The 11,610-nt window shown below is 44.8% G+C and carries 13 protein-coding genes; 11 read left to right on the forward strand and 2 right to left on the reverse strand.

Annotation, left to right across the window (positions count from 1 at the left end; translation table 11 throughout):
• The first annotated feature begins 1 nt into the window (after nt 1).
• The 8 genes from MHO82_RS21170 to MHO82_RS21205 all read left to right on the forward strand — a co-directional run bounded on the left by MHO82_RS21170 (nt 2) and on the right by MHO82_RS21205 (nt 8,138).
• Entirely contained in the window at nt 2-2,308 is a 2,307-nt protein-coding gene (locus tag MHO82_RS21170) for a phage tail protein (RefSeq protein WP_239187542.1), read from the forward strand.
• Nucleotides 2,308-2,736, forward strand: a complete 429-nt coding sequence (locus MHO82_RS21175; RefSeq protein ID WP_239187544.1) for a hypothetical protein — start codon at nt 2,308-2,310, stop codon at nt 2,734-2,736. The genes MHO82_RS21170 and MHO82_RS21175 overlap by 1 nt, the downstream gene beginning before the upstream one ends.
• Nucleotides 2,733-3,626 carry a hypothetical protein gene (locus MHO82_RS21180; RefSeq protein WP_239187546.1) on the forward strand — a complete coding sequence of 298 codons (894 nt, stop codon included), beginning with the start codon at nt 2,733-2,735 and terminating at the stop codon, nt 3,624-3,626. Before MHO82_RS21175 ends, MHO82_RS21180 begins: the two co-directional genes overlap by 4 nt.
• Complete coding sequence (locus MHO82_RS21185) at nt 3,623-4,171, forward strand: hypothetical protein (RefSeq protein WP_239187548.1); 549 nt, start codon at nt 3,623-3,625, stop codon at nt 4,169-4,171. Before MHO82_RS21180 ends, MHO82_RS21185 begins: the two co-directional genes overlap by 4 nt.
• A complete protein-coding gene (locus MHO82_RS21190; RefSeq protein ID WP_239187550.1) occupies nt 4,168-5,799 on the forward strand; it encodes a hypothetical protein in 1,632 nt (543 codons plus the stop codon). The genes MHO82_RS21185 and MHO82_RS21190 overlap by 4 nt, the downstream gene beginning before the upstream one ends.
• A 1-nt stretch (nt 5,800) precedes the next feature.
• Nucleotides 5,801-5,998: a hypothetical protein gene (locus MHO82_RS21195; protein ID WP_239187552.1), complete on the forward strand. Its 198-nt coding sequence runs from the start codon at nt 5,801-5,803 to the stop codon at nt 5,996-5,998.
• A gap of 329 nt (nt 5,999-6,327) precedes the next feature.
• On the forward strand, nt 6,328-7,023 hold the full coding sequence (locus tag MHO82_RS21200; protein ID WP_239187555.1) for a hypothetical protein: 696 nt from the start codon (nt 6,328-6,330) through the stop codon (nt 7,021-7,023).
• A gap of 416 nt (nt 7,024-7,439) precedes the next feature.
• A complete protein-coding gene (locus tag MHO82_RS21205; protein ID WP_239187558.1) occupies nt 7,440-8,138 on the forward strand; it encodes a cytidine deaminase in 699 nt (232 codons plus the stop codon).
• A gap of 551 nt (nt 8,139-8,689) precedes the next feature.
• Here MHO82_RS21205 and MHO82_RS21210 read toward each other — a convergent pair.
• Together MHO82_RS21210 and MHO82_RS21215 are read right to left on the reverse strand one after the other, a co-directional pair.
• Entirely contained in the window at nt 8,690-9,124 is a 435-nt protein-coding gene (locus MHO82_RS21210) for a hypothetical protein (protein WP_239187560.1), read from the reverse strand.
• Nucleotides 9,125-9,370: 246 nt separating this feature from the next.
• The gene (locus MHO82_RS21215; protein ID WP_239187562.1) at nt 9,371-9,637 is read right to left on the reverse strand and encodes a hypothetical protein; all 267 of its coding nucleotides are present in this window, start codon (nt 9,635-9,637) and stop codon (nt 9,371-9,373) included.
• A 154-nt stretch (nt 9,638-9,791) separates the two neighbouring features.
• Between MHO82_RS21215 and MHO82_RS21220 the strand changes: the two genes are divergently transcribed.
• The 3 genes from MHO82_RS21220 to MHO82_RS21230 all read left to right on the forward strand — a co-directional run bounded on the left by MHO82_RS21220 (nt 9,792) and on the right by MHO82_RS21230 (nt 11,135).
• On the forward strand, nt 9,792-10,076 hold the full coding sequence (locus MHO82_RS21220) for a hypothetical protein (protein ID WP_239187564.1): 285 nt from the start codon (nt 9,792-9,794) through the stop codon (nt 10,074-10,076).
• A 59-nt stretch (nt 10,077-10,135) separates the two neighbouring features.
• A complete protein-coding gene (locus tag MHO82_RS21225) occupies nt 10,136-10,459 on the forward strand; it encodes a hypothetical protein (protein WP_239187566.1) in 324 nt (107 codons plus the stop codon).
• A gap of 139 nt (nt 10,460-10,598) precedes the next feature.
• Nucleotides 10,599-11,135: a hypothetical protein gene (locus tag MHO82_RS21230; protein WP_239187567.1), complete on the forward strand. Its 537-nt coding sequence runs from the start codon at nt 10,599-10,601 to the stop codon at nt 11,133-11,135.
• Nucleotides 11,136-11,610 lie beyond the last annotated feature (475 nt).

Here is an 11,610-nt window from a genome sequence, read left to right on the forward strand (position 1 = left end):
CATGGCGCAAAGTATCATTACCTTAGCGTTTGAAACTTACAAAGCACAGCAAGAAGCGCTGGCGACGTCTGTTGAACTCAATGAATTTGTCTTGGCGTTGGTGCCCAACCAAACCCCAAACGCCCCGATAGACCGCAATGAAACCGTACCGCCCTCACATCAAATCGTGCACGTGGCCGAGGTGACACAAACCGGATTCGTGAACCCGAACGCGGTGGTGTACTCCCTGATTATGGATACCCGAGTGGGGGATTTTGAATTTAACTGGGTGGGGCTGCGTAATAAGCAAAGCGGCGTGCTGGCCGCCATCTTACACATTCCAACCGTCTCCAAATTCAAATCCATTCCTGGTGTTCAAAATGGTAACTCTGTCACCCGCTCTATTTTAATGAGTTACGAGGGAGCGCAGCAGGCCACGGGCATCACGGTGGATGCGTCTACCTGGCAGATTGATTTTACGGCTCGGCTGTTTGGTATCGATGAAGCCGAGCGATTGGCGAATGCGGATTTATATGGTCCGGCTGCGTTTTTATCGGATGGTTTTAAGATCACGAAATCGGGCTCTGTGTATCGAGCCAATCAAGGTTGCGGTTATGTGGGTGGGCTGCGTTGTCCTCTAGAGCAGGACGTGACGTTATCTCACGTGACGCCCTCGACGGGCATTTATCTGGATGCCAGCTGGCAAGGCCACTTGACCAGTCAATGGCAAACGGTGTGTGAGCTCAAAGTCAGTGCCACGCCGCTCACGAATTACGTGGACAGCGATGGGTACCCACATTACGTGACGAAAGTGGCCGATATTGATGGCGCGGGTAACGTGATTGACCGTCGTCATGTGGAAGGCTTTGCGCAGTATTACCCAAAGAATGAAGCGGATGAATTGCTGAGCAAAAAAGTGGATAAAGCGTCCATTACCGACAGTGTTACGTCGGTATCCAGTGTGCTGGTTGCCTCGGCTAAGGCGCTTAAGACCACTTATGATAAAGCGGTATCTGCGTACAATTTGGCCAGCTCAAAGTGGACTTACGCGGTGGCGACCACCACTTCTTATGGCGCTACTATGCTGTCGGGCTCTGTTGCATCGGGGGATACCACGGTAGCCGCGACATCAAGCGCCGTGAAAGCCGCGTTTGACAAAGCGGTATCCGCGTACAATTTGGCCAGCTCAAAGTGGACTTACGCGGTGGCGACCACCACTTCATATGGTGCCACGATGCTGTCGGGCTCTGTTGCATCGGGTGACACGACGGTTGCTGCGACGTCGAGTGCCGTGAAAGCCGCGTTTGACAAAGCGGTAGAAGCGTACAACCTTGCTCATTCAAAATGGAATTACACGGTAGCCACCACGTACGTCTACGGGGTAACAAAATTATCTGGATCCGTCTCTTCAGGCAGCACGACACTGGCCGCGACGTCAAGTGCGGTGAAGGCGGCTTATGATCTCGCTGCCACGAAGATCACCAAAGCCCAAGGCGATATGTATTACTTAGGTCGAAACAATAAAGCTATCGCTGCACAACAGGCTGACACCATTAGGGTTCAAGAAGCCAACTCAGACACCTTTTATAATCTGACATGGCACAACGGCAACGCTCTGTATTCATGCGCATCGGGTGAGGGGTTTAATTATCGTCCCAGTGATGGTTTTTCAAAGGTTAAGCACGGTTATATTGCGGGCACTTATCTCTATCATCAAAGTGACGGCAAGGTGGTCGCGCACAATACCAACAAGCGCAGTTCGGGTTTATATGGAATCTTTGATTCGCACAGAATCGATCATATTTGGTCGATGGGCATCGCGTATACCATTGATGACGATGGAGCCAGCTTTGGTAACTTGTATGGGCTGGCTTATAAGAACATCAACAACCCGACGGGTGGCGAAATGGCCGGAGGCCATCAAGCGGTGTGGTGTGAAAATGGCCAGCCTAAAGCGGCCATGGGGCAGGATGGGTTATGGGGACGATATGTGTATGACGGCCCTGGCGACAACCGACAACGAGTGTACAGCCCAAGTAATAAACCGTTGTCCGTTAAGTTATGGGAAGGCAGTGCAACCACGGTGACGTTGAGTGAATCCATCACAACATACCGACTTCTTTACATCAGGATAGGCACGTTTGTGTGGGCGTCTTACCCCATGACCAGTTTACTGCCGACGGCGGATATCCTAGGAAAAACGATTAACTTGGCTTCGGGATCCGACGGTGCAACGTCATACCAAATGGGCGTTACGGTTAGCGGTGATGGGAAGACCATCAGTGCTTTTTCTCGCGGCAGCATTCAAGCAATTTATGGGGTAATTTAATGGTTAAGTATGAAAAAGAAGCGCATCAGAAATTCATTTATGGCGCGATGAATGAGCAAGTCTTCCCCCATGTTCTTATTACTTCTGATCCTGTGGTTATCGTTGATGCATTAGAAGACGTGTCAAACAAGAAGATAGTCGAGGGTGAGCTGATCGATAAAAATGAGATCGAAAAGCAGCAGGAACAGCGCACAGAGCGCACTCATATCGAAACCCTGTGGCGTGATACTGAGTTGACCAAAGTGCTAAACCGCATTGACCAATATGAAAAAGACCAAGGCTATCCGCCAGAGCTGCGCACCTCTCCGATCCAAAATGAAGAGGACTTTCTTCGTTTGTTGAAAGACAGAAAGTTACTGAGCGATTACCCGCAATGCGAGGGGTTTCCTTTTGGGGCCCGTCCTTCTTTATCTGGGGTTGCCACATGAGTTGGCAAACGGCTTCGTTTCAGTGGCCAAATTCAGCGCAATCCATCCAAGCGGGTTGTGAGTCGGTATTGGATCAGCTTCCTAGCACAACGGCCACCGCCACCACACGATTGCACACTGTCTCTGGCAAAGTGAGTTTCAATCGCCATCCGTTGAGTGAGTCAGCCCAGGCGCACTTGGGGCTTCGTCAGCAGCTGGATACTTTATTGTGCCAAGGACAGGTTTTATCGGTGCATCCGTATCAGTATCAAGTGGGGCATCAGGTGGCATCCGGCCATCACTTGTCGCCGGATAGGGCCGTGAGCATCTTGGCCGATAAGCTGCTGGATACGAACGATAAACACAAACCCATAGGCCAGTGTCATGCGCTCGGATGGATGATAGCTGAAAGCTCCTTGGCTCAATTTGCCAAGTGCACTCAAACCTTGTTTGAGGTGGTGAATATCCCTGAACTTGGCATGGTGGCGAGGCGGTTAGCCAAAGAGCAGCAGCTGCAGAGTGATAAATTCACTCAGCCTCACGCGGTTTTTCAGCCTCGTTTTATGCCTAACGCCAATATTCACTCCGCACTATTGCGTGAGGCAATGGCTTGGCAAGGAGCACAAGTGGCACAACTGGAATCACTGGCCGCCGACAGGCAAACCCCCGTCGATAAGCTCAGTCAGTTGGCTCAAAAACGCGGGCAGCGGTTACACGACTGGCAACGTGCCATCAACCAGTTGAAAGACAGCTCTGTACCGTTATTAACATTTGAAGCCACAGGAACGCCAGATGTGCTGGCCACCTTACTCAAACAATCACAGCCACCCAGCCGGGAACACAGTTATACCTTTGCGGCTTTGTTTCTAAGTACTGAGCCCTTAACTTTTTTATCGGAGTTGTTTGCATGACCCAAATTGCCCTTGATGCTGAGATCATCCCCATGAAATCCCCTCGCATTAGTCTGGCCATGGAGCTCAAAGAAGAAGACATGAGCGGCCAAACATCGGGTACCGATGGCAGTGAGCAGGGGGACAAAGGCATTGTGTTGTCGGTCACGGGCCTCATTCCGTTTAAAGAACCCCATGTGCTCAAACGCTTGGTGGTGTTATCACGACAAAAGCGCGATAAAAAACGGGTGATTTACCGGATTGGTAATGAGTTGGCCAAAAGCATGACCATCCGCCAGGTTCGTTTCATGGGGCGGATCACCGCCGATGAGCAAGAAAACCTGATGGCGTGGAAGATCAGCTTTCAATTACGGGAATACCTCTCGTCTTCAGAAGCAACCGAGCAGCAAGAGCGTGAGCAAGAGAACGAACCGCAACAAGACAGTACCGAGCAGACGGCAGTTGTAACGCCCAAAGCCCATGCCGCCGTGAGTAATGACACCGAGTCCACCGCACCGACCCGATTTGAAGCCGCATTACGACAAAAAGAAAGGCAATTAGCATGAAGTTGGATAAGCGTTTGTACATTGATGGCCAGTTACGAGTGTTGGCGGAAGAGCAACTCATTCTTGAACTGTCAGCCGGAGGACGTGCCACCTTTGTGGTGCAAGGAGAAGCCAAAGAAAATCAGCTGGTTGAGTTACACATGGGCTACCAAGGTGAACTAAAACGCTACTTTGATGGCTTCATTACCAAAGCGCAGTCCGCCCAGAATGGTTACACCCGTTTTGTGGCGCGTGAGCGAGCGGGATTATTGGCCGCTCGCTGGCCTATTAGCATTCAGCACCCGACCGTCGGCGAAGTGATTGAACAGTTGAGCTTCGATACAGGGCTGGCCTTTGTATTGCCCAATGATGCCGATTATGTGTTTGAGCGTATCCCCAATTTCACCTCACAAGGCACCGGCTATCAGCTGCTGAATAATCTGGGCCGAGCGTTTAATATTCCTGATTTTTGTTGGTATCAGCAAACGGACGGCACCATTTATGTGGGTAGCTTTGCCCACAGTCGCTGGGTCTCTCGACCCATTGAGTTAGATAACCAGTTTTCAAGTACTCAACGTGGTGGCAACAGCATGACCTTATCCGTCATGCCATCGGTGCGCCCTGGTGTGGTGGTCAACGGTCAGCGCATTACTCAAGTACAGTGTGAAAAAGATCAAATGACCCTGTATTGGCAACAAGGCGAAACGGCCGAAAAGCGCAAAATGCATTACTTGTTTCCAGAGCTGGCAGCAGGGCATCACTTACCACGATTTGGCCGAGTGGAAGCCGTGACCGATGGCAGTGACGCAGGGCATGAGCACAACCCATTCCGGCCCCGTTATGCGGTGGATGTTCAGTTGCTTGATGAGCATGGCCAAGTGGATGCTTTAGTTCCCATTTACAAAGCGGTGCCGTTGCCTGTTGCTATGGCAGGGGCGGAGCAAGGCCAGTTCGCCACGCCCAAAGAAGGCAGCATTGTGGAAATTGCGTTTGCGTATGGTCGCAGTGATAAACCGTTTATTCGCACTGTTTTAGGTGAAGGGTGGTCATTGCCTGGCGTCGAACCCGATGAGCAGCTCATCCAACAACGGGCCGAAGTATTTACTAAAACCGATGCCGCTGGAAATCACATTCAGGCCACCGACCAACACAGGCACATCCAAGCGTTTGAAGAATTGCATGACGTTGATCGCTACTTGGCTGAGTTTGGGTGTCATGACATCAACGTGAGCCAGCACAGCAAAGAGCACATTGCCGGACAAAAGTTAATTGAAACTTTAGGCCATTTTGAAGTGATGGCGGGGGATGATTTAGCGCTAGGCTCACTTGGCAACATGCACCAGGTGACCGCAGGCGATTACGTTCAAGTGATTGGCCAGTTGCGCGACATGGTGATTGGGTTAAACGACCAAGTGACCGTACTCAAAGATAGAATCCACACCATAGAGCAAAATGACACCTTAACCGTGGGCGGTCAGCAGCAAATCAGCATTGCTAAAGACAGAATCATTAAAGCTCAAAACATCACAGAAGACGCCGACACCATCAAACTCAATGGCGGTACAGGGGTGATCACCTGTGAAAGTATCTGTCCGTTCACAGGTAAGCCTCATGTGGATGGCTCAACCACCGTATTTGCAGGGAAATAACATGGCACTGAGTAAAGAATCGCTAAAAAACAGAATTGAAGATGAGCTTAAAGCGCAAGGCATCGTGCTCGATGGAGAACATGCCAGAGCTAACATCATTGCCATTGCGGTGGCCAACGCGGTAGTGGATGAAATTAATCAAAATGCAGAAGTGGCCGTGAACAGTGGCAGCTCAGCGGGCAGTTATAAAGTGAGTTAAAAAGGACGTTTATGGGAACACAAAAAGTAAAGCTTCAAAGAACGATATCCAGCTGTGCCTCATAACCAAGATAAGACCGAATATCTCATCTGCGGAGAAGGGCCACTGAACGAAAAACAAATGATGTTACATAAAGAAAATGACCCACTGTGGTAAATTATGTTTTTTGTGTAGTCATTTTGTCGACATCCTTTTGATTTTTAAATATTAAATATTTGATTTTAATTGGTTTATTTGGATTTGGTTAAGTTCGTTATATAATCAATCATCTCTCCGCGATACGCCAGTGTAAAGGTGAAATCCAAGGAGATTGGGTCGTATTAAATAATGTGAGAGTCGAGCATCGTTCTATTGAGTGGGATAATCAGTACTGTGATTTGCTGGATGAGAGCATATTAGCGAGAAAAAAGCAGCGAAATATAAAATACGCTGAACACTTTCCTTTAGTTAGAATGGCACATGATGAGGTATCTGGCTTATTTGTGTTTAGGACTTCATCTCCATATTACTACTCGGCATGTTCCGATATGATGAAGGGTATCTATGGGAGTATACGAACAAGCGCCTATTGCAAGCAAATCATCCGTGGTGACTTGAGTGAGACTCAAAAATACAAAATTAGTCCTCTGTCTGATGAAGAGTTAAGGAAATATCGCGAGGACCTTTCTGAACAGAATGCCGGCTTATCAAACTATACCTATCAGTTTGTTTACCAGCTTGACCCTGACACCAGAACCATTAGTTTATTTTCACCCCAATCTTCGGAACTAGCACAAAACGTGCTAAGAGGGTTTGCCAGAAACTGGGGTTCCTATTGGCGCTGGCTTGATGTGATCTTAAATCATGACGGTGGTCATCTCTATCTAAATAAGTTGGATGAGCCTATTTTTGCTGTTGTACAAGAAGAAAAGAATGGTGAGCTTTCCCTAAAGGTTGCTCCATTAGATCGGGACTCTTACTATTCGGTGGAGAAGATCTATTCCGTTATTGAAATGAGTAAAGTGGCGCAGGTATTTACCTGGTAGTGCATATCCTTTTAATCAATGTTGTAGTGTGTGAGCCCCTGTGATGAAGAATATTACAGGGGCTTATTCTTTTCGTACGCAAGGAAAGTCTGCAAAGTTTTTTCAGATAGCTTTCTTAGGAACAACCGTTCATTAAAGCGGTGACATATTCAGTTCAGTTATATTTACTTTCTGTATGTTTCATTATCAATACATAGCAGTGATGTTAAACGTATCGAAAGGTGCTTTTGGCAGTAGGTACGATAGTATTGATTGCTTTGCAGATAACAATTGGTGGCTATAATTCAATCGATCTAATTTTGTACACCATTTCTTTATTAAATACTTTGCTGTGCGTCACATTTATCTAATGAATGGGTTACTAATGGCTATGAAGTTGCTACCTTGCCGCCGCTTTTATAAATCGGAAGGTAGTAATGAAAAATTTAAAAATAATGGTTGGCTTGTTTTGTACACTCATTTTGAGTGGCTGTGCTTCTCAGCAGGCGATTAACATGCCTGATAATTTTTGGGATGATGCTAGCAGTAAAAAAATTGCTATCGCTTTTGTTAAGCAACCTGAAATGTATGCTCACCGTTCTGGGGGCCAAGGTTTACTTGATCTGGCTATTAATGAAATGGTAACAAGTAGCGTTGAAGACCACATCAATACAATATCTCACGAGAAGTTTGAAAACGGTAAATCGCGTATTGCTGAAGTGATTAAAGCAAAGGGTGGAGAAGCGGTTATTTTACCTGTGTATTATGATGCAAGTGAAGCAACGGAACTGCCTAAAGAGCAGCGTAAAAAGGGTTATTTCTCTTACGATGCTTCAGCGGTAAAAGAAAATTACAATGCGACACATTTGATGGTAATCCAAACTATTGCAGCAGGGACGATGCGTGATTACTACGGCATCATTCCATTGAGTAAGCCACGAGGCTACATTAATGCCGATGTAACTTTGGTTGATCTTGCGGATAATCGTATCACCATGAAGAAAAAAATCATTGAAGAAGTGCACTTACCAGAGGGTGTAGATTGGGATGATGCAGAGAATAATTATCCAGAAATCACCAAAATTGTGCACTCAGCATTAGAAAATGCAGCAGACAAGCTGACAGAAAATCTATAACCACGACCTAGCATTTTATGTAGCAGTATTCTTCGGGGCGTGGTGTTGGGACTGTGTGAACAATTTCAGCGAATAATAAGACCGAGTGTATTTCAGATACATTCGGTTTTTTTATGCTTAAAAGCGATAACGCTGATATTTTGAACACCATCATCATGTTGTTGAGGCCAGCCTAGTTGATACAGAGCGTTTATCTTCAAATTTTGTTTCTTTGCTGAGTTGGAAGGGATCCAACAAACAATACAAGGTGTTGATGAAAACGAAAGGTCATCGGCTTAGTATCTGATAGGCTATGACAAGAATAAAAGGCTAATGGTAGGTCGAATCTTTACAGGGTCATGACTATTGGTTAATTAGTGCCATGATTTTTTCCTCAGATGAATAAGAGAAACAATCCTATCTATTATTCATGTGCTAGTATTGGCAAAATTGAATTTTTTGAGCGGCGCAAGCCTGTATGATCTCAAAATCAGTTGACAGACTAATTATTTAGCTATTCATACCGAAAAAACCGCCCTGATGGGCGGTTTTTTTCGGGGGTGAATATTTGATTAAGGGGTTGTTGTTTCCCATCGTACAGTGACGGCATCTTTTTCAGAGAAATTACACATTAAAATCCCATTTAATTGTCGATCTTTAGTTGCGATTTTTTGTAATCCACGTTTATCTGCAGTAGCAACAGCACACATGTACTGATCTTCAATTTTCCAAGCCCAAATTGTTGATTTATGAATATCTGCTTTTGGTCTATTTTGAAAACAAAGACCACTTCTTGTTCCCTGATCTAAATATAGATTATCATCAAAAATCTTAAAATAATAAGCATCTTCAATACTATCATGAGAAATTAAGTAGAACTTTGTAGCATCTCTTTTATCTTCAGAAGCTACAAATCCTTTATTTAAACCTTTTTCATTTCTCTTAACCCAAGAGGTTCCTTGCTCTGTTTTTATCTGAATATTAACTAAAGTATGATGTAAAGACATATATAACACTCCATTAATGCATTAAAAGTAATATTGATTAAATTACAGCAATATTAATTCTTTAGCTCTTTATACATCATCAAACTTGAATCTCGGCTGGCTTTTTTACTTGGTGTCCATACTTCGCAAATGGTTTGTTTGTTAATAATGATACGTGAGTACCAAATGCCGTTGTCTTTGGTTACAGTGGGCTCAGTTTGGGTGGCCAACTTCATAAAAGCGGTAAAAAACGCCCAACAGACTTATTTAAGCTTGTTGCTGAACAATTTGGCTTACAAGCTGAAAAGCGCCGTCTACCGCATTCTGTTGGAGGCGAGACAGTTTGATACTTCGATTCACAATCATGGTCCATGATGGACGAGAGAAACAGCGACCAAGTTGGTGAATGTGCCCTTGGAATGGGCGAAAACCTTGCTGAACGAAGAAGAACAAACCATTTTCCCCAGTGGGAGGATGAAGCTGCGCGACTTGTGCATGGTACTTCGCGACCAGTACGTAATGGATAAGGCCCACGAACTAACCCAAGGGGAGTTCAATCGCCTCAAGAATTGGGAACCAGTGGGGATGTGATGCACAGTTTTCTGTATTATATTGTACGCATTTAATTGATGGTTTGGATATACGGATTTCAACCATATAGTTACCGTTATGTGTCTGAAGGAATCTCGTGGATAAGTACGAAAAATGGAAGCTAATCGAAGTTGAACTGATGGCTGCTTATGCACTATTGCCAAAAGGTATCATCGAGTCTGGTGATGGATATTGTGAAGAAGATTTTCTTACTTATATTGAGCACAACGAATTATTGATGGCAATGGAAGAGTTGGATAGTGTAATAGTAGATAACGGTATACCACCAAAACAATTTTGGACTCATTTAATTAGAGCTGCGAATATTATGGGGCATGGGCATGCTGAACGGTATAAATCCATACGCAGTGCAGCCACATAACAAACGCTGCAACAAAGGACGTTATGTATTTCCACCTTGTAAATCTGAATGAAGAATCAATGAAACATAGTAAAACTATTGAGTTAGAGTTCAACAGAGACAACTTAATCACTTTGTTAGAACAAGGTGCAGGTATCCGTGATCAAATTTTTAGTCACAAGCAGATAGCTGACTGGTGTGAAGTGTTTTGGCTTCAATACTCTGATGTTGATGCTATAGATTCAATCGAAAAGCTTATGCCAGTTTTAGCTGACGTAGAAACCCAATGGGACTTATATTTAGCAAGCACCTTTACTTTGGAAGATCTCCACACGTTAGATTTTGAGCGAGTTGCATTACTACAAGAGTGGTTTAAAGATTGGTTAGGTCAACTATATACATAACAATTGCTTAAACCTGACTGCCAACCTGTGGCATTTTTGGTTCGGTTTGGCATATGTGATTACGGTGGCCTGTTTGGGTTTGGTGCAGTTGGCAGCAAGTTAAGCGGGCGTTAAGGCACACGCTCTTGGTTAGGTATCTATGAAACTGAAAGTTGAGTCATTAAATCGACTACAAATTCCGGCAGATAATGTACGGTTCATTTCAGCTATAGAGAATGAACTTAATGAATTTATAAAGGTTTGCGAGGGTTATTGCGATAGTGGTAGCTCCAAAAGGGACAAACAGAATCTGAACCGTTTAATCGATCTGTATGAGAACGATTCATATCATTTTATGAAGAAACGCTTTGATAAATTGAGTGAAGAATGCAAACACAGCCTTTGCAACATGACGATAAATTTCCACGAGAATGGTCTTAGTTTCGAACCATCTGACTTTGATGGAAATGAAGCGCTGTTCTACAGTGCGGCAAAGATTTTGGTTCACTGTAAGGCAAATAAAAAGTACTACTCTACGTTTCGTGCGCTTGAAAGCTTTTGGGGTTTTTTGAACTATAAGTATCCTTCAGAGACCCTCTATGATAGATACAAGTTTGTATCTGAATTAATCGAATTAACTGAAGTAGAAAACTTAGATTCAGTACAAAGATCATTTAGACGTTACAAAAATAGGTAAAATGTGCCTTTTTGTCCGTTATTTTTCTACTGCAGTTGGATAACCTCTTCTCAGCAAATTAGAGAGGAGAGCGTATGTTAAGTACTATTGAAATAATGCTATCTGCAAGCCCGCAGCATCTGGTTTTGATTTTCATTATACTCGTGCTTGTTACAATTAACAGGATGATTTGAGTTCAGTGCCTTAACAAGCATTTAAGAGTGATTCCCAACGCTTGGCATTTTTCATTCCATCGTTGGGTTTCGTGTTTACGGTGGTATGGTTAAGTTTCGTGGTAGCGTTGCTCACATATATGGTCTCCCCCAGTTTTGCAAGTCAGTAGTCTGATAAAAAGCGCAGGTTAACTACCCTATATACGGCCTGTTTTAGCGGCTATTGCCTTGGCCAAGATGAGGCAGTCGAACATGTCGTCCTAATCACCTTATCGATTTCGAGAACCACGGTGAGCAGAAGGTTTTCAACATGTAGGATTTAT

It is taken from the genome of Vibrio sp. Of7-15 (genome assembly GCF_022347565.1).
Classification (GTDB): Bacteria; Pseudomonadota; Gammaproteobacteria; order Enterobacterales; family Vibrionaceae; genus NORP241.

Excerpts from the sequence above, each read along its gene's own strand:
- MHO82_RS21190 (WP_239187550.1), top strand. The coding sequence starts at position 4,168 with ATGAAGTTGGATAAGCGTTTGTACATTGATGGCCAGTTACGAGTGTTG.
- MHO82_RS21185 (WP_239187548.1), top strand. The coding sequence starts at position 3,623 with ATGACCCAAATTGCCCTTGATGCTGAGATCATCCCCATGAAATCCCCT.
- MHO82_RS21175 (WP_239187544.1), top strand. The coding sequence starts at position 2,308 with ATGGTTAAGTATGAAAAAGAAGCGCATCAGAAATTCATTTATGGCGCG.
- MHO82_RS21210 (WP_239187560.1), bottom strand. The coding sequence starts at position 9,124 with ATGTCTTTACATCATACTTTAGTTAATATTCAGATAAAAACAGAGCAA.
- MHO82_RS21170 (WP_239187542.1), top strand. The coding sequence starts at position 2 with ATGGCGCAAAGTATCATTACCTTAGCGTTTGAAACTTACAAAGCACAG.
- MHO82_RS21180 (WP_239187546.1), top strand. The coding sequence starts at position 2,733 with ATGAGTTGGCAAACGGCTTCGTTTCAGTGGCCAAATTCAGCGCAATCC.
- MHO82_RS21195 (WP_239187552.1), top strand. The coding sequence starts at position 5,801 with ATGGCACTGAGTAAAGAATCGCTAAAAAACAGAATTGAAGATGAGCTT.
- MHO82_RS21230 (WP_239187567.1), top strand. The coding sequence starts at position 10,599 with ATGAAACTGAAAGTTGAGTCATTAAATCGACTACAAATTCCGGCAGAT.
- MHO82_RS21225 (WP_239187566.1), top strand. The coding sequence starts at position 10,136 with ATGAAACATAGTAAAACTATTGAGTTAGAGTTCAACAGAGACAACTTA.
- MHO82_RS21205 (WP_239187558.1), top strand. The coding sequence starts at position 7,440 with ATGAAAAATTTAAAAATAATGGTTGGCTTGTTTTGTACACTCATTTTG.